This is a genomic window from Leclercia adecarboxylata (assembly GCF_006171285.1).
Classification (GTDB): domain Bacteria; phylum Pseudomonadota; class Gammaproteobacteria; order Enterobacterales; family Enterobacteriaceae; genus Enterobacter; species Enterobacter barmai.
In genome coordinates this window covers 2,485,638-2,512,436 of the sequence record NZ_CP040889.1, presented here as the reverse complement: position 1 = coordinate 2,512,436, position 26,799 = coordinate 2,485,638, and the positions used below count along the sequence as shown (strand labels likewise).

Here is a 26,799-nt window from a genome sequence, read left to right as displayed (position 1 = left end):
ATTCAGCAAGTTAAATCATAAGAAACTTTTGTGAATTGCCCCCTTTTTAATCCTCTGCTCCTAAAGGGTTATATCTTCACCTTAAAGATGCATTTAAAATACATCTTATCAAGTAACGATGAGGTAACGACCATGGCCTTCCGCGACCAACCTTTAGGCGAGCTGGCGCTCTCCATCCCACGCGCTTCCGCGCTGTTTCGTAAATACGATATGGATTACTGCTGCGGCGGTAAGCAGACCCTGGCGCGTGCCGCATCGCGCAAGGAACTGGATCTGGACCTCATCGAAGCTGAACTGGCAAAACTGGCCGAGCAGCCGCTGGAAAAAGACTGGCGCAGCGTGGCGCTGGCAGAGATCATCGACCACATCATCGTGCGTTTCCATGACCGCCACCGCGAACAGCTGCCGGAGCTGATCCTGCAGGCCACCAAGGTTGAGCGCGTCCATGCCGAAAAAGCCTCCGTTCCGCGCGGCCTGGCGAAAAACCTGACCCTGCTGCATGAAGAGCTCTCCAGCCACATGATGAAAGAGGAGCAGATCCTGTTCCCGATGATCAAACAGGGGATGGGTAGCCAGGCGATGGGGCCTATCAGCGTGATGGAAAGCGAACACGACGACGCCGGTGAACTGGTCGAAGTGATTAAGCACATCACCCATAACGTGACCCCGCCTGCGGATGCCTGCACCACCTGGCGCGCGATGTATAACGGGATTAACGAGATGATTGACGACCTGATGGAACACATTAGTCTTGAGAATAACGTGCTGTTCCCGCGGGCGCTTGCCGGGGAATAAAAAAGCCCGGTAGCGCTAACGCTTACCGGGCCTATAAACGGCAACCGAAGTTGCCGTTTTGCTTTTACCTTACACCTGCCATACGTTTCTTACCGATAAACAGCCAGCCCAGCCCCAGCGCGATAAACCACAGCGGCGTAACGATCAGCGCCTGACGGGTATCCTCTTCCAGCGTCAGCAGAACCAGTACGAACACGAAGAATGCCATGCAGACCCAGCACATCAGCTTGCCAAGCGGCATCTTGTAGATCGATTTTTCATGCAGGTGCGGACGCTGTTTGCGGTACACCAGGTACGAGCACAGGATGATGGTCCAGACGAACATGAACAGGATCGCAGAGACGGTGGTGATCATGGTGAACGCGCCAATCACGCTTGGGTTCACGTAGAGCATCACCACGCCGCCCAGCAGGCAGATACAGGAGAAGGTCAGCCCTTTCGCCGGAACTGCACGCTTAGAGAGCTTCGCGAACGCGCTCGGCGCTACGCCTTCCTGGGCCAGACCAAACAGCATACGGCTGGTGGAGAACACGCCGCTGTTGGCCGAAGAGGCCGCTGACGTCAGCACCACGAAGTTAATCAGGCTCGCCGCAGCCGGCAGGCCTACCAGCACAAACAGCTCAACGAACGGGCTCTTGGTAGGGACGACGGAGCTCCACGGCGTAACCGACATAATGACGATCAGCGCGAAGACGTAGAACATGATGATACGCACGGGAATGGAGTTAATTGCCCGTGGCAGCGACTTCTCAGGATCTTTGGTTTCTGCGGCAGTGGTGCCCACCAGCTCAATCCCCACGAAGGCAAAGACCGCAATCTGGAAGCCGGCGAAGAATCCGCTCAGCCCTTTCGGGAACCAGCCGCCGTCATTCCACAGATGGGTAAACGAAGCCTGCACGCCGCTCGGAGAGGTGAAGTGCGTCATCACCATCACCAGGCCGACCACGATCAGGCCAACGATGGCGACAATTTTGATCATCGCGAACCAGAACTCCATTTCACCGAACATTTTCACGGTGGCGAGGTTAAGGCTCAGCAGCAGGACGATGACCGCCAGCGAGGCTACCCAGTCAGACAGCCCCGGGAACCAGAACTGCGCATAGGCCGTAATGGCGACCACGTCGGCCATGCCGGTAACAACCCAGCAGAACCAGTAGGTCCAGCCGGTAAAGTAACCCGCCCACGGCCCGAGCAGGTCGGAGGCAAAGTCGCTGAAGGATTTGTATTCGAGATTCGAGAGCAGCAGCTCTCCCATTGCACGCATCACGAAAAAGAGCATGAAGCCGATGATCATATAGACAAAAATGATCGACGGACCGGCAAGGCTAATGGTTTTACCTGACCCCATAAACAGCCCGGTGCCGATAGCACCGCCGATGGCGATAAGCTGAATATGACGGTTTGTGAGATTGCGCCGTAGCGACTGTTCAGACGGTGCCTCTTCGTCGGCAACGACTTTTACCTGATCTACCATGTGATGTTTTCCTGTTGTGACTACCTGTGTTGTTCAGGCTCTTCTGGCCCTTTATTACATCGAAAAGCGACGGCCCCGATTAAGGACTCATCGATATTAGGTAAGAATCGGCGGGATGAATACTATGATTTAAATATTATGTTAACAACATGTTGAAACTGAGTGTCATATCACTTAAACAACGCAAAACAGCTCACAAAAATACACTTACTGTGACCTTTTGCAAGATAATCTGTTGATTGGCGCGTAACTATAGGTTTTTTAACTGATTTCCCCTCCCCTGTCGGGGAGAGGAAGAGGCAGGTCGCTTACAGGATTTCCAGCAGCTCAACTTCGAAGACCAGGGTGCTGAATGGCGGGATGGACGCGCCAGCGCCGCGCTCGCCGTAGGCCAGGTTCTGCGGAATAGTCAGTTCCCATTTAGAGCCAACCGGCATCAGGGTCAGGGCTTCGATCCAGCCTGGGATCACGCCATTTACCGGGAATTCTGCCGGTTCGCCGCGGGCAACGGAGCTGTCGAACACGGTACCGTCGATCAGTTTACCGGTGTAATGCACGCGGACGTGGTCGGTACGCGCCGGGATTGGGCCTTCACCCTGAGTCAGTACGCGGAACTGCAGGCCGGTTTCGGTGCTGTTCACGCCTTCACGCTCACGGTTCTCTTCGAGGAATTTTTCGCCTGCCGCAGCCATCTCTTCGAAACGAGCGCGACGCACGGAGTCAGCACGTTCGTGGATTTCACGCAGCGCGCGGTGAACCACATCTACCGGAACCGCCGGTTGTTTACCTTCCAGCGCATCGGCGATACCCGCCACCAGCGCTTCAGGTAGCAGACCCTGCAGACCTGATTCGCTCAGCTGCTGTCCTACCTGCAAACCAATGCCGTAGCTTGCTTGCGCTTCGATTGTGTCAAAAGTCGGGGTGGTCATGGGATTTCCTTCCATCACATTTAAAGTAGCGGGCAGCATAACAGCCACCTTCCATCCGGTAAAACTTTGTCTTATGGAAAGATGACAAATTGCGACGAAACGGAAACAATAGAGACTATCTGGATTTTTCCCGAATGCGTGTCACGGAAGCCGGCTTTGTTACGCTCATCAGGCAGTTAGCAAACTATACTTCTCGGGACAGGAAAAAAGACGCGGAGCAGGAGGAGAGCCATGCCCGGGCCATTTGAACTAAAACCTACCCTGACGAAAATCTGGCATGCGCCGGATAACTTTCGCATCATGGACCCGCTGCCGCCCCTGCACCGCAGAGGCATTATTATTGGTGCGTTGATGGTGATTGTCGGATTTCTGCTGCCAGGCGGCGCGGACGACAGCGCGACGACGCCGGTTCGTCGCGATGCCGAACTGGATATTCGTTCGCAGACGCAGCCGCAGCCCGACGCACAGCCGATGCAGACGCAGCTGGTGGCCCCGTCTAACGATCCCGGCCAGATCGCCCCTGTTGAGCCGGAGCCGATTCAGGAGGATCAACCCCAGGAGCAGGCCGCCGCGCCTGTCCAGTCCCGGCAATCCCCTCCCGGTATTGAGCAGCAGTGGCGGACCTATCGGGTAGAGCCGGGGAAAACCCTGGCGCAGCTGTTCCGCGATCATAACCTGCCGCCGACCGATGTCTATGCCATGGCGCAGGTTGAAGGTGCTGGCAAGCCGCTGAGCAATCTGCAAAACGGCCAGATGGTGCAGATCCGCCAGAATGCGAGCGGCGTGGTAACCGGGCTGACCATTGACAGCGGAAACGGCCAGCAGGTGCTGTTTACCCGTCAGTCTGACGGCAGCTTTATCCGCGCTAAATAGCAGTTCGCCCGGTGGCGTAAGGCTTACCGGGCCTGCTTTCCACTCTCTTTATTGACCCACCAGATCCCTGAGCAGACCAGCACCAGCGCCACGGCATATTTGATCTCGAGGATATTTTCACCGAGGAAAATGGCCGAGAGCACGGTTCCGGCGACCGGCACTAAAAAGTTGAATGGGGCGATCATGCTTACGCGGTTATGTTTCAGCAGCAAACTCCACAGAGCAAACGCCACCGAGGAGAGCAGGGTCAGATAGCCGAGGATAGCCGCCGCCTTGAAGCTGGGGACGGCCAGCGTTCCGCCGGTGATGTAACCGCCCACCACCAGCATCACCCCGCCAATCGCCAGCTGCCAGCCGGTCATCACCATCGGGTCGACCGTCTGAGAAATGCGTTTACCGTAGAGCGTGGCGGCAGAGAGAATAAACGCCGCCAGCACCACAAAACCGTCCCCGTTCCAGACAAAGTGGAAGTCCTGCAAGCCGCTGTTAAAGTTCACGATCATCACCCCGGCAAAACCGAGGATACACCCGAGGGCCTTGTTGTAGCTGATCCTGTCGTTCTGATAGATGAAGTGCGCCAGCAAAACGCTGAAGAAGGTGGCGGTCGCGTTCATGATCGAGCCTTTAGCACCCGTTGTGTAGGCGAGGCCGATATAAAAGAAGGTGTACTGAATGGCAGTCTGCGTCAGGCCAAGGGCCGTCAGCTGTCCGAACTGTCGCGGGCTGAGCCGACCAATCGGCTTGCGCTGAGCCAGGGCTAACAGCAGCAATAGCAGGCCTGCAAAAACAAAGCGATAACCGGCAAAGACCACTTTTGACGGAATGTCGTTGGCGGCGATCTGAAAGAGTTCATAGCCACTCTTAATGGCGGGATAGGAGCTACCCCATAACAGGCAGCACAGCGTCGCGCTGGCGAAGACGATGTTTTTACGAGAGAAAAGCGGTGCAGGCAGAGCGGTGTCCATGACAAATCCCAAAGATAAAATGTCGTTTCATTTTATTATCAGGGAATGCGCAAGGAATAGCCACCATACAAGTCACAAAGAGGGGGGCAGGTCGCGTTAAAAAGCAAAACGCCGGCACAAGGCCGGCGCTTCGACGTGGTGAAGAGTAATTACTTACTCAGCAACAACGTTAACAACCAGTTTCGCGAATACTTCGCTGTGAACCTGGAAGTCCACTTCGTGCTCACCGGTGGTACGCAGAACGCCGTTCGGCATACGAACTTCGCTCTTAGCCACTTTAACGCCAGCTGCAGTTACTGCATCAGCGATATCGCGGGTACCGATGGAACCGAACAGTTTACCTTCGTCGCCTGATTTAGACGCGATAGTAACGGTGCCCAGTGCGTTGATTTCTTCAGCGCGAGCGTTAGCAGCCGCCAGAACGTCAGCCAGTTTGGCTTCCAGTTCAGCACGACGTGCTTCGAAAAACTCTACGTTTTTCTTGGTAGCAGGAACAGCTTTACCCTGTGGAACCAGGAAGTTACGAGCGTAGCCCGCTTTAACGTTTACCTGATCACCCAGGCTGCCCAGGTTTGCTACTTTATCAAGCAGAATAACTTGCATTACCTTATCCTCTTAAAGTCGTATTAATGGACCGTGCCCGATTACTGATGACGATCAGTGTACGGCAGCAGGGACAGGTAGCGAGCGCGTTTGATAGCGCGAGCCAGCTGACGCTGGTATTTTGCACGAGTACCGGTGATACGGCTTGGGACAATCTTACCGCTTTCGGTGATGTAGTTTTTCAGCGTTGCGATATCTTTATAGTCGATCTCTTGAACGCCTTCCGCGGTGAAACGGCAGAACTTGCGACGACGGAAATAACGTGCCATTTGGCTAGTCTCCAGAATCTATCAAATCAATCTGCTCGGCATGCAGAACTAGTTTGCTCAGGCCGTTCTTTGCCTTGTGGCAAGAGATGAACCCCTGAACCGTTACTGCACTACCGACCGTTATACTGTGAGTAATGGCCTGGTTTTCGTGTCCGCTAATAATAACGGGCATTTGGCACCACGCCTGCCGGTGAAACCCGGCTTCCTCCTGCACTGAACGATGCTCAAGCACGAACTGGCAGTGAGGAATTCCTGATGGGCTGACCTTGCGAAGTGGGGTCCTGCACACGGTACCGGACAACACCAGACGGTTGGTCATCAGAAATTACTCTTCAGAATCCCCAGCATCAGAATCATCTGCGGTTTCGTTTGCGAAATCATCGCGACGCTCACGGCGCTCGTCTTTCGCTTTAACCATCGGAGATGCTTCGGTCACTGCGTTTTTGGTACGCATAACCATGCTGCGGATAACGGCATCGTTGAAGCGGAAGTTAGTTTCCAGCTCATCGATCGCTTCCTGCGGCGCTTCAACGTTCAGCAGAACGTAGTGAGCTTTGTGCAGTTTGTTGATCGGATAAGCCAGCTGACGGCGGCCCCAGTCTTCCAGACGGTGGATCGTGCCTTCTGCTGCAGTGATTGCACCAGTGTAGCGCTCGATCATACCCGGAACCTGTTCGCTCTGGTCAGGATGGACCATAAAAACGATTTCGTAATGACGCATCGAATTGCTCCTTACGGATTATTCAGCCTCCTGTCTGGGTCAGCCGAGGCCCGGGGAGGCAAGGAACGTGTTAAAGGTCGGCTGAAAAATTGACGCGTCATAATACTTGCGCACCCCAGGAAACTCAAGCTGATTGCGCAAATAATTCGCACAAAGCGCAAAGCGGGTCTAAGTGGGTGATTTACCATTGCTCACGGACGATCGCGGCGTTTTTTTGAACAACAGCATCAGAAATGGTCGCCATAGCCTGTGAGATTCATGCTTACACTTTAATCAGACCCTGTCTCAGGACAAAAGACAGCCGTGAATATCGTCGCACCGTAGTTTGTCGTGGAGCGCATATCATGAAAAAGATCACCATTGCCCTTCTGGCTGCGCTTTTGCTGAGTGCAAACGCGACTGCAGCCATTCAGGTTGACGGCCGACAGGCCAGAAATATGGATGATGTGCAAAGCCTGGGCGTCATTTATATCAACCATAACTTCGCCACGGAAAGTGAAGCGACTGAAGCCATTAATGCAGAAGCCGATGCGCGGGATGCCCGCTACTATCACGTCATGCTCACCCGTGAACCGGGCAGCAACGGCAATATGCACGTCAGCGCAGATATCTATCGGTAACGCTTTGACGCTAGCACCAGGAAAGCCAACAACGAAAAAATTGTCATAGTCTGATTAGCCCCCTGCCCGGGGGCTTTTTTTCTTCTTTTACTTCTCTTACTTCTGGCCGTAATAGGCATTGGCACCATGCTTGCGCATAAAATGTTTGTTCATCAGATAGCTGTCGACGGGCTTCAGGTGCGGATTAATGCCGCGAGCTATCCACGCCATTTTCGCAACCTCTTCCATGACTACGGCATTATGCACGGCATCGTGAGCATCGCTTCCCCAGGCAAAGGGGCCATGCTGATACACCACAATGCCCGGTCTGTGCAGCGGTTCACCCTCTCCCAGCGTTTCAATGATCACCTTGCCGGTGTTGAGCTCGTACTCGCCCTGCACTTCTGCTTCGGTTAGGGCCCGGGTACAGGGGATATCGCCAAAGAAGTAGTCGGCATGGGTAGTGCCGAGCGCCGGGATCGCCAGCCCTGCCTGCGCCCAGGCGGTCGCATGGGTCGAGTGGGTATGCACCACCCCGCCAAGAGAGGGGTAACGCCGGTACAGCGCCAGATGGGTCGCGGTATCAGACGAAGGGCGCCATTGCCCTTCCACCACGTTGCCGCTGAGGTCCACCACCACCATGTCATCGACGCGCATGGTCTCGTAGGCGACCCCGCTGGGTTTGATCGCCACCAGCCCACGCTCCCGATCGATGGCGCTGACGTTTCCCCAGGTGAAAGTGACCAGACCGTAGTGAGGCAAATCCATGTTTGCCTCAAATACCTGCTGTTTAAGCTGCTTCATGCTGATCCTCTCCGAGCCCGGCTCGCGCCATCCGCTCACGCACCCAGTCGCGCGCCAGCGCCACTTCGCGAACCGGATCGGCTGAGGTTTCGCTCCACATTTCGATCAGATAAGGCCCGCAGTAGCCGCTCTGTTTTAGCGTCTGGAAGCAGCGTTCAAAATCGACTATCCCGCTGCCGAAAGGCACGTTTTTGAAGACGCCGGGGCGGGTGTCTTTCACATGGACCGCCACGATATGGCCGATGCCTGCCTGCAGTTCCATCTGCACGTCGTTATCCCACGCCGAGAGATTGCCGATATCGGGATAGAGCTGGAACCACGGATTATTCAGGTAGTGGGCATAGCCCAGCGCCTTGCTGATGGAGTTCATCAGCGGGTAATCCATGATCTCCATCGCCAGCGTCACCTGCGCACGGCTGGCCATTTCCACGCTCTCTTTCAGCCCATCCCGGAAACGGCGGCGCGTTTCGTCATTGGCTTCCTGATAGTAGACGTCATAACCGGCCAGCTGGATAACGCGGATCCCTACGTCCTGGGCAAAGCGAATCGCTTTACGCATGATCTCAAGGCCCTCTGCCCGCACGGCGTCATCTTCACTGCCGAGCGGGAAGCGACGGTGGGCGCTAAGGCACATGGATGGCACGCGCACGCCGGTTTCGGCGACGGCGTTCACCAGCGCCAGACGCTGTTCGCGGCTCCAGTCGAGACGGGAGAGGCGCTCGTCCGTCTCATCCACCGACATCTCGACGAAATCGAACCCCAGCGACTGCGCCAGTTTCAGTCGTTCGAGCCAGCACTCCCCCGAGGGGAGCGCCTTTTCATAGATGCCAAGCGGCACCTGTTTGCTTAACATAGCCGCTCCTTATCCCCACAGTTGGGCGATGGAACGTTTGAACTGGCGTGCCGCTTCTACCGGCGAGGCGGCATCGCGGATGCTGCGACCGGCAATAAAGACGTGAATCGGAATCCCCGCGAACAGCGGCAGATCTTCCAGCGCCAGTCCGCCGGTAACCGTCACCTTAAAGCCCATCTCCGCCAGACGCTTAACGGCGCTAATATCCGCTTCGCCCCAGGCAACGCCCGCGGCCTGCGCATCGCGGCTGCGGTGATAGACCACCTGCTGAATGCCTGCGGCGCGCCACTCTTCGGCCTGCTCCCAGGTCCAGAAGCCGGTAAGTTCGATCTGCACGTCACCGTTAAACTCTTTTGCCACTTCCAGCGCGCCTTTGGCGGTGTTGATATCCGCGCAACAGATCACCGTGACCCAGTCGGCGTTGGCTTCGAAGCACATCCGCGACAGGATTTTGCCCGCATCGGCAATTTTGGCGTCGGCCAGCACAATTTTATGCGGATAGAGGGCTTTCAGGTCGCGGACGGCGCGAACCCCCTCGCCGACACACAGGATGGTGCCCACTTCGATGATGTCTACTTCTTCGGCGATAAGACGCGTGGTTTCGTAAGCGTGGTTCAGGGTCTGGTTATCCAGGGCAACCTGCAACATAGGTAATGACATTTTCAAATCCCTCTTAAACTGCCGCCGCTGTGGCGTTGTCGATTAAATCCAGCACTTCCTGCGCGGTGCGGCAGGCGCGTAAACGGTCAAAATTGGCTTCATCTTCAAACAGATTGACGATCTGCATAATGCCCACTTCCTGATGGGTGTTGGCATCCACGGCGGCCATGGTGATCAGGATGTCCACCGGGTCGTTATCGTCATGGTTAAACATCAGCGGCGTTTTCAGGGTGACCAGGGCGAAACCGGTTTTTTTGACGCCCTCTTCCGGACGGCCATGCGGCATGGCCAGCCCCGGGGCAATCACAAAGTACGGCCCGAACTGCTCGACGCCATCAAGAATGGCCTGGTAATAGCGCGGCTCTACAACGTCAGCCTTAACCAGCAGATCGACGCTCAGCTTTACCGCCTCCTGCCAGGTACTGGCCTCGGCCTGTAAAAGGATGGAGTTATTCTCTGCCAGCGAATCACGTAGTTTCATAAAGCCTCTTTACTTCACGTCTTGCGGGAAATGCGCTTTGATCACTTCCAGCAGTTTTGGGCCAAAGTCCGCAGGCGACAGCATGTTGCGCACGCCCACCACGTATTTATTGCCAGTAACGTTAATCTCACCGGCGATGTGGGTTGAGGCGATGATGATGTCCGCGCCGTTCAGTTCACTTTTGTATTCACCCACCGCGCAGCTGTTCACCGTGTGGTCAATTTTTGACTGGGTTAAAAACTGGTCCACTTTCATCTTCATGATCATGGAGCTCCCTTGCCCATTGCCACACACGGCCAGGATACGTACGGTCATAATCAAAACTCCTTAGTGAGCAGAAACTTCTGCTGTTTGTTGTTCCGCATCTTCTTCAGCCCGCAGCGAACGGCCAGCGAAGAACATATAAGCCAGTGCAATCAGAATGATGACGCCCATAAAGATCAGGCCGACAGAGGCGAAGCCCTGCATCATCGGCGGCGCCAGAATCGACCAGTCCGCCATCCCCATCCAGGCGCTCATACCGGTGAGCTTGACCGCCCACACGCAGCCGAAGATTTCAATCATGCCCATCACCAGGCAGATCTTGAGCGCCGCGCGCCAGCCGCCGAAGTGGTTAGCAAACACGCCGATGGTGGCGTTTGAGAAGAACATCGGGATAAAGCCAGGAATAATCAGGATGGACGAGCCGCAGCCCACCAGGATGCCAACCGCAATCAGCTGGCCGATGGTGCCCCACATAAAGCCCCACACCACCGCGTTCGGCGCGAAGCTATAAATCGCCGCACAGTCAATCGCTAACACCGCGCCGGGAATCAGACGCTGAGAGATACCGTTGAAGGCCTCAGACAGCTCCGCTACGAACATGCGGACGCCCTGGGTGATGATGAAAATCGCCACGGCGAAGGAGAAGCCGGTTTGCAGGATGTAGATGGTCCAGTGGGTTTTACCCGCCATGGCCTGCACAACGTCAATGCCGAAGGAGAGCAGGATGGCGCCAAAGAAGATGGTCATCACGATCGCCGTAGAGACGATGTTGTCGTGGAAGATATTCAGCCAGCCGGGCAGCTTCAGATCCTCAACGCTCTCCTCTTTTTTACCCAGATACGGGGCAACCTTATAGGCAATCCATGAGGCAAACTGCTGCTGGTGGCCGATGGAGAAACCGCAGCCGTCGGTCACTTCCTGTGTGGGTTTGTACATCATATTGGAGGTGATCCCCCAATAGAGTGAGACCAGCACCGCCGTACAGATAATGGTGGTCCACATCGAATAGCCGAAAATATAGAGGGAAACCGCAATCAACCCGGCCTGCTGGAACATGATGTGGCCGGTCAGCATGATGGTGCGGATGCCGGTGATCCGACGCAGCAGAACGTAAATGATGTTCAACGCCAGGGCGAGCAGGACGGCGTATCCCACCCAGCTATAGGCATCGCCCATGCGTTCGATGGTGGCCATCATTGAGGCGTAGGTGTCTGAAATCGCGCCGTTAATGCCATAAACTTCCGACATTTTGGCGACAACGGGCTTAAAGGTGCTGGTTAAAATGCCTGAACCCGCCTGAAGCAGCATAAAACCGATGATGGTTTTGATGGTGCCTTTGATTATCACGCTCACGCTTTTACGCAGCAGGATATAACCCAGGCAGGTCACGATACCCAGCAGCAGCGGGGCATTGGTCATTACCTGATTAAAAAAGACGGTAAAGACGCTGTAGAGGATCTCCATAACACTCTCCGGTAAAGGCAGTACGATGCGTAATGCTCGTACAACAGCCCCCACTCTATTAATCACAAATAATCACCACAAGATTGATTTTGATTATTTGTGACGCATCACGCAAATTATTTCCCCGTAAAGATTAATGCCTTTATATGCATTCACAGCCACTCTATAAATTCATTGTAAATCAATAAATTATATAAATATAAGTAACAAAATCACATTCAGGAATTTTCAGGGTAGTCGCCTGAGTTTGCCGCAACCCTCGCAAAACGGCATTGCATTGCTGATTCATCGGTGACACTATAAATCAAAACACATCACCAAATGATTACTTTTGATAGATAGGGAGTCTGACAATGAGTAAAGTGAATACCATTACCCGCGAATCATGGATCCTGAGCACTTTCCCGGAATGGGGTAGCTGGCTGAATGAAGAGATCGAACAGGAGCAGGTCGCGCCGGGCACATTCGCGATGTGGTGGCTGGGCTGTACCGGCATCTGGCTGAAGTCTCAGGGCGGCGCCAATGTCTGCGTTGATTTCTGGTGCGGCACCGGCAAACAGAGCCATGGCAACCCGCTGATGAAAAAAGGCCATCAGATGCAGCGTATGGCAGGTGTCGAGAAACTGCAGCCGAACCTTCGCACCACGCCGTTTGTCCTCGATCCTTTTGCGATTCGTCAGATCGACGCCGTTCTTTCGACCCACGATCATAACGATCATATCGACGTCAACGTTGCGGCAGCGGTAATGCAGAACTGTCCGCAAGACGTGCCCTTTATCGGGCCACAAACCTGTGTCGATTTATGGATCGGCTGGGGCGTGCCAAAAGAGCGCTGCATCGTCATGAAACCGGGTGACGTGGTAAAAATCAAAGACATCGAAATTCATGCCCTTGACGCGTTTGACCGCACCGCACTGATTACCCTGCCGGCCGATCGGAAGGCAGCCGGCGTGTTACCGGACGGGATGGACGAGCGCGCGGTGAACTATCTGTTCAAGACCCCGGGCGGCACGCTGTACCACAGCGGTGACTCACACTACTCCAACTATTACGCCAAACACGGTAATGAGCACCATATCGACGTGGCGCTGGGCTCTTACGGCGAGAACCCGCGCGGCATCACCGACAAGATGACCAGCGCCGACATTCTGCGCATGGCGGAAGCCCTGAACACCCAGGTGGTGATCCCGTTCCATCACGATATCTGGTCAAATTTCCAGGCCGATCCGCAGGAGATCCGCGTGCTGTGGGAGATGAAAAAAGACCGGCTGAAGTATGGCTTTAAGCCGTTTATCTGGCAGGTGGGCGGCAAATTTACCTGGCCGCTGGATAAAGACAATTTTGAGTATCACTACCCGCGCGGCTTTGATGATTGCTTCACCATTGAGCCCGACCTGCCATTTAAATCTTTCCTGTAATCTTTCAGGCGATCGCCAGGCGCCTTGCCTGGCGATAGAACATTTTGCTTAGTATTTTCAGGCTATTTCAAATATCATCTTTTAACATCAATTTATTTCGGAATAGCTCATGACGGAAGCACAGCGGCATCAAATTTTACTGGATCTCCTGGCGCAAACCGGGTTTGTCACCGTTGAGCAGGTGATTGCCCGGCTGGGCGTTTCTCCCGCCACCGCGCGCCGGGATATCAACAAACTTGATGAAAGCGGCAAGCTGAAAAAGGTGCGTAACGGCGCCGAAGGGATCAGCCAGCAGCGCCCACGCTGGTCGCCGATGAATATTCATCAGGCGCAGAACCACGACGAGAAAGTGCGTATCGCCAGAGCCGCCTCCCAGCTGGTCAATCCCGGCGAAAGCGTGGTGATTAACTGCGGTTCCACCGCTTTCCTGCTGGGCCGTGAAATGTGCGGCAAACCGGTGCAGATCATCACTAACTACCTGCCGCTGGCCAACTACCTGATCGATCAGGAGCATGAAAGCGTGGTGATCATGGGCGGCCAGTACAATAAGAGCCAGTCCATCACCTTAAGCCCGCAGGACAGCGAGAACACGCTCTATGCCGGGCACTGGATGTTTACCAGCGGCAAAGGGCTCACCGCCGAAGGGCTGTATAAAACCGATATGCTGACGGCGATGGCGGAGCAGAACATGCTGAACGTGGTCGGCAAGCTGGTGGTGCTGGTGGACAGCAGCAAGGTCGGCGAGCGTGCGGGCATGCTGTTCAGCCGTGCCGAGCAGATAGACATGGTGATCACCGGCAAAAATGCCAACCCGCAGATCCTCCAGAAACTGGAAGATCAGGGCGTGACGATCCTGCGCGTTTAAAGGTGCTGGCGGAAAAACGCCACCGTGGCGTCGAGCGCGGTCGGGGTAATGCGGTGTTTCACCCCCGCCTCCCACAGGCAGGTCAGATTTTTATCCAGCCCTTCCTGCCGTAACGCCTGCTGCAGACGGAATGTTCCTCCGGCAGGCACTACATCATCTTCCTCACCATGCCACAGCAGCAGCGGGCGGTCGGCCAGACGCGGTAGCGCGGTTGTCACTTCCCAGTCGGCAAGCGGAGAGACCATCGCCGCGAATGCCTCAGGCTGCAGCGGCGGAAACAGCGTCCGGGCCAGCGACGTAAAGTAGCCAGAGCCCATCAGGCTTGCCACACACTTCACCTCAGGGTGGCGCGTCATAATCCCCAGCGCGGTCATGCCGCCCATCGAGGCCCCGGCCACCGCAAGGCGTTCATCGGCCACCAGCCCGGCCTGATACAGGGCATCCCGCAGCGCGGCAAACTCGGTGAGGCTGCCATGCAGGATCGGCCAGAACTGCCCCAGACGGGCCTGCTCATCACCCGTAAAGCGCGCGCCGTGGTCGGGCGCATCCGGCATCACCACTCTGAAACCTGCCTGTGCCAGCGCCACCGCAAAATAGCTGTAGACCAGCTTTGATGAGGTAAAGCCATGATAAAAAATAACAACCGGCAACGGTTCAGTCCGTTTTCCCGCCGGAACGGCATGTACAATCTCATGGTCGCCAAGCTGCCGGACTTCAATTTCAATCATCAGTGAGCCTCATACTTTAGGGTGAATCATAATGTTGAGAACTGGCTTACGTTTTCACACAATTTTCATTCGAAATTTACGTCTCAGATAACAATTTGGGAACATTCCCCCAATGTCAAATCAACAGAGATCTACACTATGGCTATCAGGAAACGAGATATGGTTATGCGAAGGGTTGCTGCTTTAACGCTGATGCTGCTGTTAGCCGGATGTAGCGTGCTGGAAGGTACGCCACAGCCCGCACCACCGGTCGCCGATCACCCCCAGGAAATTCGTCGCAATCAGACGGAAGGATTACAGCGAATGGGTACCGTGACCGCACTTGAGCGCGGCTCTCCCGACGATGTGGAAGATGCCATTAAAGCAAAAGCTGTCGCCGCGAATGCAGATTATTACGTCATTACCCTTATCGATGAAACTATCGTAACAGGGCAGTGGTATTCGCAGGCCATTTTATACCGTAAATAACGCGCGGTATTTAAACGACATTTACACTGCTTTGCGTCCATAGACGTTTTCCTGTCCACAATAAACTCCATGCCTGTGACAATGGAAGTGAGTTTATTAGCGAAGGATTGCCCGGCGGATTCCGGGGATACGTAAAATGGAGCTAACGATGAAACGATCTCTTGCTTTGACCTCACTGCTGCTCTCAGCGGGTCTGCTGAGTACGGCTGCACAGTCAGCTGAATTTGCCAGCGCGGATTGTGTGACAGGTTTAAATGAAATTGGATTGATCTCCGTGAGTGATATCTCAGGGAGCCCGCAGGACGTAGAGCGCATGATTGCGCTAAAAGCTGATGAGCAGGGTGCCTCCTGGTATCGCATCATTAAAATGCAGGAAGAGAGCCATGTCGATCGCTGGCGGGCACAGGCCATTATCTATGCCTGAAAAGCGCCAATAAAAAGCCACTAAAAAGGAGTGGCTTTTTAATATTTACAATTTTATTATCCTTGCCGTTACTGCCCAGAGATATCTTTGTAACATTTTGTTACATAAACCAAATAAATGTTATCCCCGCTCTGCCGTTGAAAAGCGATACCTTTTTAACAATGAGCAATTTATGATCAATTTTTTTCGCCGTGCAGGTCTGGGCACTAAGCTGTCGCTGCTTACCGGCTTGAGCGTTGCCACGCTCTTTCTGCTTTTCACTTTTCTCCTTAGCTACAACACCAGTCAAAAACTCGAATCGCTGGCCATTGAAGACCTGCATAATCAATCCACCGGCGTGATGGATATGGTGCAGATGTTCAATGCCAGCCTCACCGAAGAGGTGGAGAGCTATACCCGTCTGTTCACCACCTTCTTGCCGCAGCCGCTGAACCTTGATGCCAGCCAGACCCGCGCGATTAACGGTCAGAACGTTCCGCTGCTGAAGGGCGGCGAGACGGAACTCCACGAGAACAACGCCACGCCGGATGATTTTCAGAATCACACCGGGGCCATCTCGACCCTGTTTGTTCGCAGCGGCGACGATTTTGTCCGCGTGGCGACCTCGCTGCGTAAAGAGAACGGCGACCGGGCTATCGGCACCGTTCTCGATCGTGCCAGCCCGGCCTGGGCGGTGGTCAACACAGGCGAGGTCTATCGCGGCCTCGCCCTGCTGTTCGGCAAACGCTATATCACCCAGTATCAGCCGGTAAAAGACGCGGGCGGACAGGTGATCGCCATTATCTTCGTCGGCGTCGACATTACCCACTCGTGGAACGTCATGCGCGAGAAGATCCTCAGCCGCCGTCTGGGCGAAAGCGGTCACTTCTTTGTGCTGGACCGCAGCAATGGCAAAAATCACGGCCAATATCTGTTCCACAGCGCCGAAGAGGGGCAACTGCCGAAGTGGGATAACGCCGTTCAGCAACAGCTGCTGGGGGATCACTCCGGTACCCTGGAGCGCAAGAGCGCTGATGGCAGCACGCTGATTATGGCCTGGACGCCGCTGCCGGGCTGGAACTGGACGATAGTGGGAGAAGTGGATAAAAGCGTACTGCTGGCCGACGTGACCCGCCTGCGCGATCGCTTCCTGCTGGCGGGTGTGGCGCTGTCGGCGCTCTTTGCCATGCTGTTCGTGTTTATTATCCGCCGCTGGCTGTCACGCCCGCTGCGCGATGTCATTGGTCTGGCGGAACAGTATGCCGCAGGCGATCTGCGCGCCACCCTGCCTGCCACCCGTCAGGATGAGGTTGGCCAGCTGATCAACGCCATCAACGGCATTGGCGGCGGCCTGCAAAAAATCGTGCTGCAGGTGCGGGAAGCCGCGGGGGATATTCATCTGGGAACCAACGCCCTGGCGGCGGATACCGGCGAGATCTCCGAGCAGATCAACAAGCAGGCCAGCAGCGTGGAAGAGACTTCTGCCAGTATGGAGCAGCTGGCGGCCACCGTGCAGCAGAACGCGGCCAATATGGAGCAGACTCAGCAGCTGGTGGGCGAAACCTCCCGGGCGGTGCATCAGGGCGGGGAGACCGTCAGCAATGCTGTCTCCACCATGGATGATATTCGCGAGGCATCGAAACGTATCGAAGCCATCACGCGGGTGATTGAGAGCATTGCCTTCCAGACCAATATTCTGGCGCTGAACGCCGCCGTAGAAGCGGCCCGGGCAGGTGAGCACGGTAAAGGCTTCGCCGTGGTCGCCCAGGAAGTTCGCGCCCTGGCGGCACGCAGCGCCAACGCGGTGAAGGAGATTGAACAGCTGATTGGCGATACGCTCAGTAAGGTGAGCGAGGGCCACGCCCTGTCGGAGCAGACCCGTCAGGCGATGGAGAGCATCATCGAGCACATCGACAACATCAACCAGCTGGTCACGGAAATTAACCACGCCTCCCGCGAGCAGTCGGCAGGTATCGGTCAGGTGAATCTGGCGATGACGCACATCGGCGAAGCGTCGCACATCAACGCCGACCGCGTCTCGCGCAGCGAACAGACGGCGCAAACCCTGCGGGAGAAGGGTTCGCACCTGACCGATCTGGTCAGTCTGTTCCGCCTGTAAAACTCAGGCCACGCCGCCCGTGGCGCGCAGCAGCAGGTCGTCCTGTATCTGCTCGCTGAGCAGGGATCTGCCCCGGGCGTCGAGCATTTCACGGCACCAGGCCTGCGCCAGCGGCGGGGAGGCATGGCGCAGCATCTGCGCGCCCGCGCCCAGCAGGTATATCTGCCGGGCGATCTCCCTGCCCTGCGCCTCCTGCGGTTTGCGCAGTTTCTGCTGGAGCTGCCGCCAGCTGCGATCGAAATGGCGATCCTGGCCTTTGACCTCGGCAAAATCCGCCGCGAGCAGATCGAGCACACCTGGCTGCTTGGCCAGCACCCGCAGCACGTCCAGCCCCATAATGTTGCCCGAGCCTTCCCAGATGCTGTTGACCGGCATTTCGCGGTACAGGCGCGGCAATTCGCTCTCTTCGCAATAGCCGATCCCCCCTAACACCTCCATCGCTTCCGCTACGAACGGGATGCCCGCTTTACAGATCGCCAGCTTCGCGGCCGGGGTAAACAGCCGCGCCCACAGCGCCTCGTGCTCGTTATCCCGGCGATCCCAGGCCCGCGCCAGGCGGAACAGAAACGCCGTCTGGCCTTCCAGTTGCAGCGCCATGCGGCTTAACACGTCGCGCATCAGCGGCTGATCGATCAGGTTTTTACCAAAGGTCTGTCGCTGGTGGGCGTGGTACAACGCCACTGAGAAGGCCCGGCGCATCAGGCCGTGGCTGCCGAGGGCGCAGTCGAAACGGGTGAGGCCGCCCATCTTCAGGATCTGGCGCACCCCTTCCCCCTCTTCCCCCAGCAGCCAGCCGGTGGCGTCGAGAAACTCGGCTTCGCTGCTGGCGTTCGAGCGGTTTCCCAGCTTGTCTTTCAGACGCTCCAGATGCACGGCATTGCGCAGGCCGTCGGGCAGAAAACGGGGAACGAAGAAGCACGACAGGCCGCCTTTGGCCTGGGCCAGCACCAGGTGCGCATCGCTTTGCGGCACCGAGAAAAACCACTTATGCCCCACCAGCCGGTAGCTACCGTCGCTGCAGCGCTCTGCCCGGGTGGTGTTGCTCAGGACATCCGACCCGCCCTGCTTCTCCGTCATCCCCATCCCGATTAACAGGCCGCGCTTCTGGTTGCCCGGCGCGAGATGCGAGTCGTAGCGGTCGCTCAGCAACGGCGTCAGCCAGTCGTGAAACGCCCGCGGTAGGGCCTGCTGCAACAGCGGCGTGGCGGCATGGGTCATGGTGATCGGGCAGAGCGTGCCGGCTTCCACCTGGGCATGCAGAATAAAACGTGCCGCCCGGGCCACGAAGGCCCCTTTTCGCGCCTCCTCTTCCCACGCCAGGTTATGTACCCGGTTGGCGCAGAGCCCCTGCATCAGCAGGTGCCAGGCGGGGTGAAAGCGCACATCGTCCAGCCGGGTTCCGCTGGCATCATAGCGCAGCAGTTCGGGCGGATTGACGTTAGCCAGGCGACCAAGCTCCAGAGATTCTGCCGTCCCCAGCTGTTGGCCGATGCTGGCGAGCAGGTCAGCGTCCCAGTCGGCACCTTCACGATTGACCGCTTCACACAGGGCACGATCGGAAAGAAAAAGGTTGCTGTTGGTGAGTGGCGCAGGCTGATTAAAAACAGTGTGTGTCTGCCAGTGCATAGTGTATCCCTCCATCTGTGGCAACGGAGTAAGTATGGACAGACCGGGCCACATTACCGCCACTCTCAAGCGTGAACATGGTCACACAATGAGCGAATAATAAATTTCTTATCGGATGTTATGGTGAATAATTTATTCTCGACTCATGGAGAGAATAACAATGCACAACACACAACGGGCGCCGGATGCCCACAAACGCGCTTTGATTGCTGGCTCCATCGGCAACTTCATAGAATGGTACGAATTTGCGGTGTACGGTTTTCTGGCCACCGTGATTGCGAAAAACTTCTTTCAGCTCAGCGGTGAAGCGGGGCTGACCAGCCTGATCCTCACCTACGCCTCGTTCGCCATCGCCTTTTTCTTCCGCCCGCTGGGTGCCATCGTATTTGGCCGGATTGGCGATCGCATCGGGCGCAAGCCCACGCTGATTATCGTGCTGGTGATGATGACGCTGGCAACGGCGGCAATCGGCCTCGTGCCGGTGTATGCCAGCATCGGCATTGCCGCACCGCTGATTATCACCGGCCTGCGGATCCTGCAGGGGCTTTTCGCTGGCGGCGAATATGGCGGTGCGGTGTCGCTGATGACCGAGTTCGCCCCGCGCGGTAAGCGCGGGCTGTACGGCGCCTGGCAGTCCTTTACCGTTGCGCTGGGCCTGCTGGCCGGAGCGGGCATCGTGGCGCTGCTCTCTGCGCTGCTGACGCCAGAAGCTCTGCACGACTGGGGCTGGCGCATTCCGTTCTTTATCGCCCTGCCGCTGGGGGCGGTGGCCCTGTGGCTGCGGGTGAGCATGGAAGAGACGCCGAGCTTCGTGAAGCAGCAAACCAAACCGGTGGCCGTAAAGGCGCGCACCCGCGACACGCTGAAGGCCATTGTCATGGGCATCGGCCGGGTGATGGTGTGATCCGCCGCGGGCTATACCTATCTGGTGATCATGCCCGCCTACCTGCAATCAGCCCTGCATACCGGCTTTAACCAGGCGCTGCTGATTGCGGTGATCTCGAATATCGGCTTTGCGCTGACCATTATCCCGTCGGGCATGCTCAGCGACCGCATCGGACGCCGGACGGTAATGGTGATTGCCGCCGCGTTGCTGCTGATCCTCGCCCTGCCGCTGCTGAAAATTCTGCAGGCGGAGTCCAGCACGCTGGCGGTGAAAGCGATAGTGGTGCTCATTGCCGGTGGTCTGGTGGGGATGCTGGCAGGACCAGGACCGGCCATGCTGTCAGAGATGTTCCCGACGCGGGTGCGCTATACCGGGCTGGGGCTGGCCTATTCCCTGTCGAACGCTATTTTCTCGGGCTGTGCGGGGTTAATCATTACCGGGCTGATTAAAGAGACGGGGAACCTGGATATTCCGGCGTATTACGTAATGGCGACGGCGGTGGTAAGTATTTTTGCGCTGATGACGCTGAAGAAGGATGACCATTTGCGGTCGCTGGAGGAGTGACAGTGCCGGGTGGCGCTGCGCTTACCCAGCCTACGGGACCGTGCATATTGTTGTGCCGGGTTTATGTTTTGTAGGCCGGGTAAGGCGTAGCCGCCACCCGGCAAAACCACAAAGCCTTACCCGCGCTGGCGCACCGCTTCAAACAGGCAGATGCCGGTTGCTACGGAGACGTTCAGGGACGAGACGCTGCCCGCCATCGGAATGCTGATCAGCTCGTCGCAGTGCTCGCGCGTCAGGCGGCGCATGCCTTCCCCTTCAGCACCCATCACCAGCGCCAGACGGCCGGTCATTTTGCTCTGGAACAGGGTATGGTCCGCTTCACCCGCGGTGCCGACAATCCAGATGTTCTCTTCCTGCAGCTGACGCATGGTGCGCGCCAGGTTGGTCACGCGGATCAGCGGCACGTTCTCCGCCGCGCCGCAGGCCACTTTTTTGGCCGTCGCGTTGAGCTGCGCGGAGCGGTCTTTCGGCACGATCACCGCATGGACGCCCGCCGCATCGGCGCTACGCAGGCAGGCACCGAGGTTGTGCGGATCGGTCACGCCGTCGAGGATCAGGAAGAACGGGTTATCCAGCGCGGCAATGAGATCCGGCAGATCGTTCTCCTGATACTGGCGGCCCGGCTTCACGCGGGCGATGATCCCCTGGTGTACCGCGCCTTCGCTTTTCTCATCCAGATACTGACGGTTCGCCAGCTGGATCACCACGCCCTGCACTTCCAGCGCGTGGATCAGCGGCATCAGGCGTTTGTCTTCACGCCCTTTCAGAATAAATACTTCCTGAAAACGCTCCGGTGCGCGCTCCAGCAGGGCCTGCACCGCGTGGATGCCGTAAATCATTTCACTCATTGATGGTTCTCATTAATTACTGTTCACCTCTCCCTGCCGGGAGAGGATCATGGTCAGGGGAGAATTACTCCGCCACTTTTTTCTTCGCTGCCCGCTTCGCTTTGGTCGCGGCAGCTATTTTCTGGGTCTTTGCCGACGGCTTTTTCGCCGCTCTGGCCTCTTTCTTCGCGGCCTTCGGCTTCTGTTTTTTCTCACCGCGGAACGCACTATCCGGCTCGAAGTTTACTCTCTTACCGGCCTGACGGCGTTTGCCGCTGGTTTTACCGGCAGCGCCTTTCTTCGCTTTCTCGCGCTCGGTTTTACCCACGTTGCGCGGCGCACGTTCGCTGGAGATCAGGCTAAAGTCGATTTTACGCTCGTCCATGTTGACGGCTTCAACCTTCACTTCAACGCGATCGCCCAGGCGATACGTTTGACCGCCAGATTCACCAATCAGGCGCTGACCGACCTGGTCAAACCGGTAGTAGTCGTTGTCCAGGGATGAAACATGAACCAGGCCATCAATAAACAGTTCATCAAGGCGGACAAAGAAGCCAAAGCCGGTGACGCTGGCAATCACGCCTTTAAACACGTTTCCAACCTGATCCAACATGAAGTCACACTTCAGCCAGTCAGCAACGTCGCGCGTCGCTTCATCAGCACGGCGTTCGGTCATTGAACAGTGCTGGCCCAGCTGCAGCATCTCTTCCATGGAGTAGTGGTAACCACCGGTCTCCGTGGTGTTGCCCTTATGCCCCTGCTCATGCGCCAGCAGATACTTAATGGCACGGTGCAGGGAGAGATCCGGATAGCGACGGATAGGCGAGGTGAAGTGCGCATACGACTGCAGCGCCAGACCAAAGTGACCGCGGTTTTCAGGATCGTAAATCGCCTGCTTCATAGAGCGCAGCAGCATGGTTTGCAGCATTTCTGCGTCAGGACGATCGGCGATAGATTCCAGCAGCTCGGCGTAATCGCGCGGCTCCGGCTTATTGCCGCCGGGCAGCTCAAGGCCCAGCTCCGCCAGTACGGTGCGGAAGGAGGTGATTGCCTCGGTGGTCGGTTTATCGTGAATACGGAACAGCGCAGCCTCTTTGGCTTTCTCAACAAAGCGTGCCGCAGAGATGTTCGCCAGGATCATGCACTCTTCAATCAGCTTGTGAGCATCGTTACGCTGGGTCTGTTCGATACGCTCAATACGACGCTCGGCGTTAAAGATGAACTTCGCCTCTTCACTCTCAAATGAGATACCGCCGCGCTCTTCACGTGCCTGATCCAGCACCTTATAGAGGTTGTGCAACTCCTCGATGTGCTTCACCAGCGGAGCATACTGCTCACGCAGATCCTGGTCACCCTGCAGCATATGCCACACTTTGGTGTAGGTCAGACGCGCATGTGAACTCATCACCGCTTCATAGAATTTGTAACCGGTTAAACGCCCTTTGTTGGAGATGGTCATTTCACAAACCATGCACAGACGGTCAACCTGCGGGTTGAGCGAGCACAGACCGTTAGAGAGCACTTCCGGCAGCATCGGCACTACCTGCGACGGGAAGTAAACCGAGGTGCCGCGGTTACGCGCTTCACCGTCCAGCGGCGTACCGGTACGGACGTAGTAGCTCACATCGGCAATGGCTACCCACAGACGCCAGCCGCCACCGCGTTTTTTCTCGCAGTACACGGCGTCATCAAAGTCGCGGGCGTCTTCGCCATCAATGGTAACCAGCGGCAGGCTGCGCAGATCCACGCGGCCCGCTTTTGCCGACTCCGGCACCTGCTCTTTCAGGCCTTCAACCTGCTCTTCAACCGCTTTTGGCCAGACGTGTGGGATTTCATGGGTGCGAAGCGCCATATCCACGGCCATGCCGGTACCCATGTTATCGCCCAGCACCTCGACAATCTTACCGATCGCTTTGGTGCGGCGGGTTGGACGCTGGGTCAGTTCAACGACCACCACAAAGCCCATTCGCGCGCCCATCACCTCTTCAGGTGGAATAAGGATGTCAAAGCTCAGGCGGCTGTCGTCCGGTACCACAAAACCTACACCGGCATCGGTGAAGTAGCGGCCCACAATCTGGCTGGTTTTTGGCACCAGCACGCGCACGACGCGCGCTTCACGACGGCCTTTGCGGTCTGCACCCAGCGGCTGGGCCAGGATCTGGTCGCCGTGAATGCACATCTTCATCTGTTCAGAGGAGAGGTACAGGTCGTCCTTGCGACCTTCGACGCGCAGGAAACCGAAACCATCACGGTGGCCAATCACCATGCCTTTCAGCAGATCGAGACGTTCTGGCAGGGCATAGCACTGGCGGCGGGTAAAGACGAGTTGCCCATCGCGCTCCATTGCGCGCAGACGACGGCGAAGGGCTTCGATTTGCTCTTCGCCTTCAATGTTTAATTCAACGGCAAGTTCTTCACGGTTGGCAGGCTTTTCGCGTTTTGTGAGGTGTTCAATGATGAACTCGCGGCTGGGGATAGGGTTCGCGTATTTTTCAGCTTCGCGTTCCTGGAAAGGATCTTGTGACATATCGGTTCCTCCGTTGTCATCTCCGGTGGACGTTTTCTTCATTCCACCAGCAATAATTTATACAGCGGTTGATTCTCTTCAACCAAATCGGCCAGCGTGTAGTTATCCAGCTCCATGAGAAAACTTTGCACGGCCTTAGAAAGCGCCTGTTTCAGTCGACAGGCGGGGGTAATGTGGCAGAACGCGCTGCTGCAGTTCACCAGAGACAATGGCTCCAGTTCGCGCACCACATCACCAACACGAATACTCTGTGCCGGTTTACCCAGGCGAATGCCGCCATTTTTCCCGCGGACGGCAGCAACGTATCCGGCACGGCTAAGTTGATTGATTATTTTGACCATATGATTACGGGACACACCGTACACCTCTGTCACCTCAGAGATACTGGTCATTTTCCCATCGGGTAACGACGCCATGTAGATCAGCGCGCGTAATCCGTAATCGGTGAAACTTGTTAACTGCACATCAACCTCAGGAAAGGGTAAAACGCGGGAGTTCCGCAGAGATATTCATTAATGATGATAAACCAGCCAGATAGTCAACGGCGAATTTATTTGACAGACGGGGCGAAAAAGCGGGGATCCAGAAGCGGTCGCCGGATGGCGCTACGCTTATCCGGCCTACGGGTCACCCCGCAGGCCAGTATTCACGAAGATTATGCGTCGAACGGGTCGCGCAGGATCATCGTTTCAGAACGATCCGGGCCGGTAGAGATAATATCAATCGGCACACCGGTCAGTTCTTCAATACGCTGGATGTAGTCCAGCGCCGCCTGCGGCAGGCCGCTACGCTCTTTCACGCCAAAGGTGGTCTCAGACCAGCCTGGCATGGTTTCGTAGATTGGCTCAATACCCTGCCAGTCGTCTGCAGCCAGCGGAGTGGTCGTCACTTCGCGGCCATCCGGCATACGGTAGGCAACACAGATTTTCACTTCTTTCAGGCCGTCCAGCACGTCCAGCTTGGTCAGGCAGAAGCCAGACAGGGAGTTGATCTGCACCGCACGGCGCACAGCAACTGCATCCAGCCAGCCGGTACGACGACGACGACCGGTGGTCGCGCCAAACTCGTTACCTTGCTTGCACAGGAACTCGCCGGTTTCATCAAACAGCTCGGTCGGGAATGGACCGGCACCCACGCGAGTGGAGTAAGCTTTGATGATCCCCAGAACGTAATCCACATAACGCGGACCCAGGCCAGAGCCGGTTGCCACGCCACCTGCGGTGGTGTTAGAGGAGGTTACGTAGGGATAGGTACCGTGGTCGATATCCAGCAGCGTACCCTGCGCACCTTCGAACATGACGAAATCGCCACGTTTGCGCGCCTGGTCCAGCAGATCGGACACATCAACAACCATACCGGTCAGGATGTCAGCGATTGCCATGACATCATCCAGCACTTTCTGGTAGTCAACAGCGTCAACTTTGTAGAAATTCACCAGCTGGAAGTTGTGATATTCCATCACTTCTTTCAGTTTTTCAGCAAAAGTGGCTTTGTCGAACAGGTCGCCAACGCGCAGGCCGCGACGGGCAACTTTATCTTCGTAAGCCGGGCCAATACCACGACCGGTTGTACCGATCGCTTTCGCGCCGCGCGCTTTTTCACGCGCCAGGTCCAGCGCAACGTGGTAGTCGAGGATCAGCGGACAGGCTTCGGAGAGCAGCAGACGCTCGCGAACCGGGATGCCACGGTCTTCCAGGCCTTTCATCTCTTTCATCAGCGCAGCAGGAGACAGCACAACACCGTTACCGATGATGCTGGTCACATTGTCACGAAGAATACCTGATGGAATAAGATGGAGGACGGTTTTTTCACCGTTGATTACGAGAGTATGGCCAGCGTTATGACCACCCTGATAGCGTACAACAAATTTAGCACGTTCAGTCAGAAGATCGACGATCTTCCCTTTACCTTCGTCACCCCATTGGGTGCCCAGTACGACGACGTTGTTACCCATTTTCAAAATCACCGATTGCTTAAAAATGGATTCTACCATCGGTTTTGATGATGTTCAGCTTTTTTTGTATACAAATTTCGGCGAAATTGGCGGGTTCCTCGCCAGTTAAACGATTACCTCAATATCTTGTGTGACGTGCCGATTTTCATCACAAGCGGTGCGGTACAGACCGCATAAAAACAGGATGAAGTGATAACCGCTTTTGTTTCATCGTTAGACGTTACCGCTTCCTGTTATGAGTAAATGTGATTTAACGAGATGAAATAAAATTCATAAACCACTGGTATTGCTGAATATTTAAAAGGTTGTCAGGATCCTTTCGCGCCCCATGAGGGGGCGGCATAAACTCATTAATTAGGATGATTAAAATGAAAGAATTAACAATCGTAGAAATGGAATACGTTGGTGGTGCGGGCTGGCTGCAGGATGGACTGGCATCTCTGGGCGGTAAAATTGGTGAAAAAGCGTGGTCAATGGGCTCTGATCAGCTGACAGTTGAGCTGCCGCTGTTTGGTACCATCAATCTTGCCACTCTTGCCCCGGATCTGGGCAAAAACTTGGGTACTTCTGTTGGCAAAACCGTGGGCGGAACCATTGAATCTACCCTGGCAAATCTTCCGGTTGTCGGTAACCTGCTGAATAAATGGCTTGGCAACTGAG

General features: G+C 56.1%; 28 protein-coding genes and 1 pseudogene. 10 read left to right on the top strand and 19 right to left on the bottom strand.

What is annotated here, in order from left to right:
* The first annotated feature begins 132 nt into the window (after positions 1–132).
* Positions 133–795, top strand: coding sequence for an iron-sulfur cluster repair protein YtfE (ytfE, locus tag FHN83_RS13820; RefSeq protein WP_103823313.1), 663 nt, complete (start codon positions 133–135; stop codon positions 793–795).
* A gap of 64 nt (positions 796–859) precedes the next feature.
* On the opposite strand, the gene cycA is transcribed toward ytfE, so the two are convergent.
* Both cycA and fklB read right to left on the bottom strand, forming a co-directional pair.
* Complete coding sequence (gene cycA / locus FHN83_RS13815; protein WP_039028466.1) at positions 860–2,269, bottom strand: D-serine/D-alanine/glycine transporter; 1,410 nt, start codon at positions 2,267–2,269, stop codon at positions 860–862.
* A gap of 308 nt (positions 2,270–2,577) precedes the next feature.
* Positions 2,578–3,198: an FKBP-type peptidyl-prolyl cis-trans isomerase gene (fklB, locus tag FHN83_RS13810; RefSeq protein ID WP_039028465.1), complete on the bottom strand. Its 621-nt coding sequence runs from the start codon at positions 3,196–3,198 to the stop codon at positions 2,578–2,580.
* A gap of 231 nt (positions 3,199–3,429) precedes the next feature.
* Here fklB and FHN83_RS13805 point away from each other — a divergent pair, with 231 nt between their 5' ends.
* Positions 3,430–4,071: an OapA family protein gene (locus FHN83_RS13805; RefSeq protein ID WP_039028464.1), complete on the top strand. Its 642-nt coding sequence runs from the start codon at positions 3,430–3,432 to the stop codon at positions 4,069–4,071.
* Between the two features lie 23 nt (positions 4,072–4,094).
* Here the strand turns inward: FHN83_RS13805 and FHN83_RS13800 are convergent, their stop codons facing one another.
* From FHN83_RS13800 to rpsF, 5 genes are all read right to left on the bottom strand, one after another.
* Entirely contained in the window at positions 4,095–5,036 is a 942-nt protein-coding gene (locus tag FHN83_RS13800; protein WP_139564051.1) for a DMT family transporter, read from the bottom strand.
* Between the two features lie 153 nt (positions 5,037–5,189).
* Complete coding sequence (gene rplI, locus FHN83_RS13795; protein ID WP_032616202.1) at positions 5,190–5,639, bottom strand: 50S ribosomal protein L9; 450 nt, start codon at positions 5,637–5,639, stop codon at positions 5,190–5,192.
* Between the two features lie 41 nt (positions 5,640–5,680).
* On the bottom strand, positions 5,681–5,908 hold the full coding sequence (gene rpsR / locus FHN83_RS13790; protein ID WP_000135199.1) for a 30S ribosomal protein S18: 228 nt from the start codon (positions 5,906–5,908) through the stop codon (positions 5,681–5,683).
* Positions 5,909–5,912: 4 nt separating this feature from the next.
* Positions 5,913–6,227 (bottom strand): primosomal replication protein N, encoded by a 315-nt coding sequence (gene priB / locus FHN83_RS13785; RefSeq protein WP_039028462.1) that lies wholly within the window; start codon positions 6,225–6,227, stop codon positions 5,913–5,915.
* Positions 6,228–6,233: 6 nt separating this feature from the next.
* Complete coding sequence (gene rpsF / locus FHN83_RS13780) at positions 6,234–6,629, bottom strand: 30S ribosomal protein S6 (RefSeq protein ID WP_011915632.1); 396 nt, start codon at positions 6,627–6,629, stop codon at positions 6,234–6,236.
* A gap of 344 nt (positions 6,630–6,973) precedes the next feature.
* Between rpsF and yjfY the strand changes: the two genes are divergently transcribed.
* Positions 6,974–7,249, top strand: coding sequence for a DUF1471 family protein YjfY (gene yjfY, locus FHN83_RS13775; RefSeq protein ID WP_039028461.1), 276 nt, complete (start codon positions 6,974–6,976; stop codon positions 7,247–7,249).
* A gap of 96 nt (positions 7,250–7,345) precedes the next feature.
* Here the strand turns inward: yjfY and FHN83_RS13770 are convergent, their stop codons facing one another.
* Genes FHN83_RS13770 through ulaA form a run of 6 tightly spaced genes read right to left on the bottom strand, consistent with a single transcriptional unit; the run spans position 7,346 to position 11,754 of the window.
* Positions 7,346–8,032, bottom strand: coding sequence for an L-ribulose-5-phosphate 4-epimerase (locus tag FHN83_RS13770; protein ID WP_139564050.1), 687 nt, complete (start codon positions 8,030–8,032; stop codon positions 7,346–7,348).
* Positions 8,019–8,885 (bottom strand): L-ribulose-5-phosphate 3-epimerase, encoded by an 867-nt coding sequence (locus FHN83_RS13765; protein WP_139564049.1) that lies wholly within the window; start codon positions 8,883–8,885, stop codon positions 8,019–8,021. The genes FHN83_RS13770 and FHN83_RS13765 overlap by 14 nt, the downstream gene beginning before the upstream one ends.
* Before the next feature lie 9 nt (positions 8,886–8,894).
* Positions 8,895–9,545, bottom strand: coding sequence for a 3-keto-L-gulonate-6-phosphate decarboxylase UlaD (locus FHN83_RS13760; protein ID WP_039028458.1), 651 nt, complete (start codon positions 9,543–9,545; stop codon positions 8,895–8,897).
* Between the two features lie 13 nt (positions 9,546–9,558).
* Positions 9,559–10,026 (bottom strand): PTS ascorbate transporter subunit IIA, encoded by a 468-nt coding sequence (gene ulaC, locus FHN83_RS13755; RefSeq protein WP_139564048.1) that lies wholly within the window; start codon positions 10,024–10,026, stop codon positions 9,559–9,561.
* Between the two features lie 9 nt (positions 10,027–10,035).
* Complete coding sequence (ulaB, locus tag FHN83_RS13750; RefSeq protein WP_138370093.1) at positions 10,036–10,341, bottom strand: PTS ascorbate transporter subunit IIB; 306 nt, start codon at positions 10,339–10,341, stop codon at positions 10,036–10,038.
* 12 nt (positions 10,342–10,353) lie between these two features.
* Positions 10,354–11,754: a PTS ascorbate transporter subunit IIC gene (gene ulaA / locus FHN83_RS13745; RefSeq protein WP_138370092.1), complete on the bottom strand. Its 1,401-nt coding sequence runs from the start codon at positions 11,752–11,754 to the stop codon at positions 10,354–10,356.
* 353 nt (positions 11,755–12,107) lie between these two features.
* On the opposite strand from ulaA, the gene ulaG reads away from it, so the two are divergent.
* Together ulaG and ulaR are read left to right on the top strand one after the other, a co-directional pair.
* Positions 12,108–13,172 carry an L-ascorbate 6-phosphate lactonase gene (gene ulaG / locus FHN83_RS13740; protein ID WP_039028454.1) on the top strand — a complete coding sequence of 355 codons (1,065 nt, stop codon included), beginning with the start codon at positions 12,108–12,110 and terminating at the stop codon, positions 13,170–13,172.
* A gap of 109 nt (positions 13,173–13,281) precedes the next feature.
* Positions 13,282–14,037 (top strand): HTH-type transcriptional regulator UlaR, encoded by a 756-nt coding sequence (ulaR, locus tag FHN83_RS13735; protein WP_039028453.1) that lies wholly within the window; start codon positions 13,282–13,284, stop codon positions 14,035–14,037.
* Here the strand turns inward: ulaR and yjfP are convergent.
* The gene (gene yjfP, locus FHN83_RS13730) at positions 14,034–14,765 is read right to left on the bottom strand and encodes an esterase (RefSeq protein WP_139564047.1); all 732 of its coding nucleotides are present in this window, start codon (positions 14,763–14,765) and stop codon (positions 14,034–14,036) included. The genes ulaR and yjfP overlap by 4 nt on opposite strands.
* A 138-nt stretch (positions 14,766–14,903) precedes the next feature.
* Here yjfP and bsmA point away from each other — a divergent pair, with 138 nt between their 5' ends.
* The 3 genes from bsmA (at position 14,904) to FHN83_RS13715 (ending at position 17,755) form a co-directional block, all read left to right on the top strand.
* Positions 14,904–15,233, top strand: coding sequence for a biofilm peroxide resistance protein BsmA (bsmA, locus tag FHN83_RS13725; RefSeq protein ID WP_072036607.1), 330 nt, complete (start codon positions 14,904–14,906; stop codon positions 15,231–15,233).
* A gap of 136 nt (positions 15,234–15,369) precedes the next feature.
* Positions 15,370–15,657, top strand: coding sequence for a DUF1471 family protease activator YjfN (gene yjfN, locus FHN83_RS13720; protein ID WP_039028450.1), 288 nt, complete (start codon positions 15,370–15,372; stop codon positions 15,655–15,657).
* 172 nt (positions 15,658–15,829) lie between these two features.
* The gene (locus FHN83_RS13715; protein WP_139564046.1) at positions 15,830–17,755 is read left to right on the top strand and encodes a methyl-accepting chemotaxis protein; all 1,926 of its coding nucleotides are present in this window, start codon (positions 15,830–15,832) and stop codon (positions 17,753–17,755) included.
* Between the two features lie 3 nt (positions 17,756–17,758).
* Here FHN83_RS13715 and FHN83_RS13710 read toward each other — a convergent pair whose 3' ends face one another.
* Positions 17,759–19,381: an isovaleryl-CoA dehydrogenase gene (locus FHN83_RS13710; RefSeq protein WP_139564045.1), complete on the bottom strand. Its 1,623-nt coding sequence runs from the start codon at positions 19,379–19,381 to the stop codon at positions 17,759–17,761.
* Positions 19,382–19,541: 160 nt separating this feature from the next.
* On the opposite strand from FHN83_RS13710, the pseudogene FHN83_RS13705 reads away from it, so the two are divergent.
* Positions 19,542–20,831, top strand: a pseudogene (locus FHN83_RS13705) (MFS transporter).
* 116 nt (positions 20,832–20,947) lie between these two features.
* Here FHN83_RS13705 and rlmB read toward each other — a convergent pair.
* From rlmB to FHN83_RS13685, 4 genes are all read right to left on the bottom strand, one after another.
* Positions 20,948–21,679, bottom strand: coding sequence for a 23S rRNA (guanosine(2251)-2'-O)-methyltransferase RlmB (rlmB, locus tag FHN83_RS13700; protein WP_139564044.1), 732 nt, complete (start codon positions 21,677–21,679; stop codon positions 20,948–20,950).
* A gap of 64 nt (positions 21,680–21,743) precedes the next feature.
* Positions 21,744–24,185 carry a ribonuclease R gene (gene rnr / locus FHN83_RS13695; RefSeq protein WP_139564043.1) on the bottom strand — a complete coding sequence of 814 codons (2,442 nt, stop codon included), beginning with the start codon at positions 24,183–24,185 and terminating at the stop codon, positions 21,744–21,746.
* Between the two features lie 38 nt (positions 24,186–24,223).
* Positions 24,224–24,649, bottom strand: coding sequence for a nitric oxide-sensing transcriptional repressor NsrR (gene nsrR / locus FHN83_RS13690; protein WP_039028444.1), 426 nt, complete (start codon positions 24,647–24,649; stop codon positions 24,224–24,226).
* Between the two features lie 191 nt (positions 24,650–24,840).
* The gene (locus FHN83_RS13685; RefSeq protein ID WP_039028486.1) at positions 24,841–26,139 is read right to left on the bottom strand and encodes an adenylosuccinate synthase; all 1,299 of its coding nucleotides are present in this window, start codon (positions 26,137–26,139) and stop codon (positions 24,841–24,843) included.
* A gap of 368 nt (positions 26,140–26,507) precedes the next feature.
* On the opposite strand from FHN83_RS13685, the gene FHN83_RS13680 reads away from it, so the two are divergent.
* A complete protein-coding gene (locus tag FHN83_RS13680) occupies positions 26,508–26,798 on the top strand; it encodes a hypothetical protein (protein WP_139564042.1) in 291 nt (96 codons plus the stop codon).
* Position 26,799: the final 1 nt, after the last annotated feature.

What these genes read in the sequence shown, in the direction of transcription:
- ytfE (WP_103823313.1), top strand. Translation starts at nt 133, where the DNA reads ATGGCCTTCCGCGACCAACCTTTAGGCGAGCTGGCGCTCTCCATCCCA.
- cycA (WP_039028466.1), bottom strand. Translation starts at nt 2,269, where the DNA reads ATGGTAGATCAGGTAAAAGTCGTTGCCGACGAAGAGGCACCGTCTGAA.
- fklB (WP_039028465.1), bottom strand. Translation starts at nt 3,198, where the DNA reads ATGACCACCCCGACTTTTGACACAATCGAAGCGCAAGCAAGCTACGGC.
- FHN83_RS13805 (WP_039028464.1), top strand. Translation starts at nt 3,430, where the DNA reads ATGCCCGGGCCATTTGAACTAAAACCTACCCTGACGAAAATCTGGCAT.
- FHN83_RS13800 (WP_139564051.1), bottom strand. Translation starts at nt 5,036, where the DNA reads ATGGACACCGCTCTGCCTGCACCGCTTTTCTCTCGTAAAAACATCGTC.
- rplI (WP_032616202.1), bottom strand. Translation starts at nt 5,639, where the DNA reads ATGCAAGTTATTCTGCTTGATAAAGTAGCAAACCTGGGCAGCCTGGGT.
- rpsR (WP_000135199.1), bottom strand. Translation starts at nt 5,908, where the DNA reads ATGGCACGTTATTTCCGTCGTCGCAAGTTCTGCCGTTTCACCGCGGAA.
- priB (WP_039028462.1), bottom strand. Translation starts at nt 6,227, where the DNA reads ATGACCAACCGTCTGGTGTTGTCCGGTACCGTGTGCAGGACCCCACTT.
- rpsF (WP_011915632.1), bottom strand. Translation starts at nt 6,629, where the DNA reads ATGCGTCATTACGAAATCGTTTTTATGGTCCATCCTGACCAGAGCGAA.
- yjfY (WP_039028461.1), top strand. Translation starts at nt 6,974, where the DNA reads ATGAAAAAGATCACCATTGCCCTTCTGGCTGCGCTTTTGCTGAGTGCA.
- FHN83_RS13770 (WP_139564050.1), bottom strand. Translation starts at nt 8,032, where the DNA reads ATGAAGCAGCTTAAACAGCAGGTATTTGAGGCAAACATGGATTTGCCT.
- FHN83_RS13765 (WP_139564049.1), bottom strand. Translation starts at nt 8,885, where the DNA reads ATGTTAAGCAAACAGGTGCCGCTTGGCATCTATGAAAAGGCGCTCCCC.
- FHN83_RS13760 (WP_039028458.1), bottom strand. Translation starts at nt 9,545, where the DNA reads ATGTCATTACCTATGTTGCAGGTTGCCCTGGATAACCAGACCCTGAAC.
- ulaC (WP_139564048.1), bottom strand. Translation starts at nt 10,026, where the DNA reads ATGAAACTACGTGATTCGCTGGCAGAGAATAACTCCATCCTTTTACAG.
- ulaB (WP_138370093.1), bottom strand. Translation starts at nt 10,341, where the DNA reads ATGACCGTACGTATCCTGGCCGTGTGTGGCAATGGGCAAGGGAGCTCC.
- ulaA (WP_138370092.1), bottom strand. Translation starts at nt 11,754, where the DNA reads ATGGAGATCCTCTACAGCGTCTTTACCGTCTTTTTTAATCAGGTAATG.
- ulaG (WP_039028454.1), top strand. Translation starts at nt 12,108, where the DNA reads ATGAGTAAAGTGAATACCATTACCCGCGAATCATGGATCCTGAGCACT.
- ulaR (WP_039028453.1), top strand. Translation starts at nt 13,282, where the DNA reads ATGACGGAAGCACAGCGGCATCAAATTTTACTGGATCTCCTGGCGCAA.
- yjfP (WP_139564047.1), bottom strand. Translation starts at nt 14,765, where the DNA reads ATGATTGAAATTGAAGTCCGGCAGCTTGGCGACCATGAGATTGTACAT.
- bsmA (WP_072036607.1), top strand. Translation starts at nt 14,904, where the DNA reads ATGGCTATCAGGAAACGAGATATGGTTATGCGAAGGGTTGCTGCTTTA.
- yjfN (WP_039028450.1), top strand. Translation starts at nt 15,370, where the DNA reads ATGGAGCTAACGATGAAACGATCTCTTGCTTTGACCTCACTGCTGCTC.
- FHN83_RS13715 (WP_139564046.1), top strand. Translation starts at nt 15,830, where the DNA reads ATGATCAATTTTTTTCGCCGTGCAGGTCTGGGCACTAAGCTGTCGCTG.
- FHN83_RS13710 (WP_139564045.1), bottom strand. Translation starts at nt 19,381, where the DNA reads ATGCACTGGCAGACACACACTGTTTTTAATCAGCCTGCGCCACTCACC.
- rlmB (WP_139564044.1), bottom strand. Translation starts at nt 21,679, where the DNA reads ATGAGTGAAATGATTTACGGCATCCACGCGGTGCAGGCCCTGCTGGAG.
- rnr (WP_139564043.1), bottom strand. Translation starts at nt 24,185, where the DNA reads ATGTCACAAGATCCTTTCCAGGAACGCGAAGCTGAAAAATACGCGAAC.
- FHN83_RS13685 (WP_039028486.1), bottom strand. Translation starts at nt 26,139, where the DNA reads ATGGGTAACAACGTCGTCGTACTGGGCACCCAATGGGGTGACGAAGGT.
- FHN83_RS13680 (WP_139564042.1), top strand. Translation starts at nt 26,508, where the DNA reads ATGAAAGAATTAACAATCGTAGAAATGGAATACGTTGGTGGTGCGGGC.